1 protein-coding gene is annotated in these 1,192 nt (G+C 56.5%); it reads right to left on the reverse strand.

Going from position 1 to position 1,192, the window contains the following annotated elements:
- Nucleotide 1 precedes the first annotated feature (1 nt).
- Nucleotides 2–1,192 carry an elongation factor Tu gene (gene tuf, locus CUZ56_RS14820; protein WP_126981191.1) on the reverse strand — a complete coding sequence of 397 codons (1,191 nt, stop codon included), beginning with the start codon at nucleotides 1,190–1,192 and terminating at the stop codon, nucleotides 2–4.

Genomic DNA, 1,192 nt, shown 5'->3' on the forward strand with positions numbered 1-1,192 from the left:
ATTACTCAATAATTTTAGCGACCACACCGGCACCCACCGTACGGCCACCTTCACGGATCGCAAAACGCAGGCCTTCTTCCATCGCAATCGGCGCAATCAGCTTGACTTTGATGGTGACGTTGTCGCCTGGCAGAACCATTTCTTTGCCTTCAGGCAGTTCAATGGCGCCTGTGACGTCTGTGGTACGGAAGTAGAACTGCGGACGGTAGTTGTTGAAGAAGGGGGTATGACGGCCGCCTTCTTCTTTGCTCAGTACGTAGACTTCTGCGCTGAAGTGGGTGTGCGGGGTGATGCTGCCGGGTTTGGACAGGACCTGACCACGCTCTACTTCTTCACGCTTGGTTCCACGCAGCAGTACGCCAACGTTGTCGCCTGCCTGACCTTGGTCAAGCAGTTTACGGAACATTTCTACACCGGTGACGGTGGTTTTGGTGGTGGGTCGAATGCCGACGATTTCGACTTCTTCACCAACTTTAACGATTCCGCGCTCGACGCGGCCGGTTACCACGGTACCACGACCGGAGATGGAGAATACGTCTTCTACCGGCATCAGGAAGGCGCCATCGACCGCACGTTCCGGTGTGGGGATGTAGCTGTCCAGGGCATCTGCCAGGGCCAGAATGGCAACTTCACCGAGTTCGCCTTTGTCGCCTTCGAGGGCGAGTTTGGCTGAGCCTTTGATGATGGGGGTGTCGTCTCCGGGGAAGTCGTATTTGGAGAGGAGCTCACGGACTTCCATTTCTACGAGTTCGAGCAGTTCTGCATCGTCAACCATGTCGCATTTGTTCAGGAAGACGATGATGTAGGGCACACCAACCTGACGGGCCAGCAGGATGTGCTCGCGGGTCTGGGGCATGGGGCCGTCTGCTGCGGAGCAAACGAGGATAGCACCGTCCATCTGGGCCGCACCGGTAATCATGTTTTTGACGTAGTCAGCGTGTCCCGGGCAGTCGACGTGCGCATAGTGCCGGTTGGCTGTTTCGTACTCGATGTGCGAGGTGTTGATGGTAATACCACGTGCCTTTTCTTCGGGCGCGTTGTCGATGTCGTCGTATTTTTTGGCTTCGCCGCCAAATTTCTGCGACAGCACGGAGGCAATCGCTGCTGTCAGCGTGGTCTTGCCGTGGTCTACGTGCCCAATCGTGCCCACGTTCACGTGGGGCTTCGTACGCTCAAACTTGCCTTTCGCCAT

This window comes from Saezia sanguinis, from assembly GCF_003991585.1.
GTDB lineage: Bacteria > Pseudomonadota > Gammaproteobacteria > Burkholderiales > Burkholderiaceae_C > Saezia > Saezia sanguinis.

Excerpts from the sequence above, each read along its gene's own strand:
- tuf (WP_126981191.1), bottom strand. The coding sequence starts at position 1,192 with ATGGCGAAAGGCAAGTTTGAGCGTACGAAGCCCCACGTGAACGTGGGC.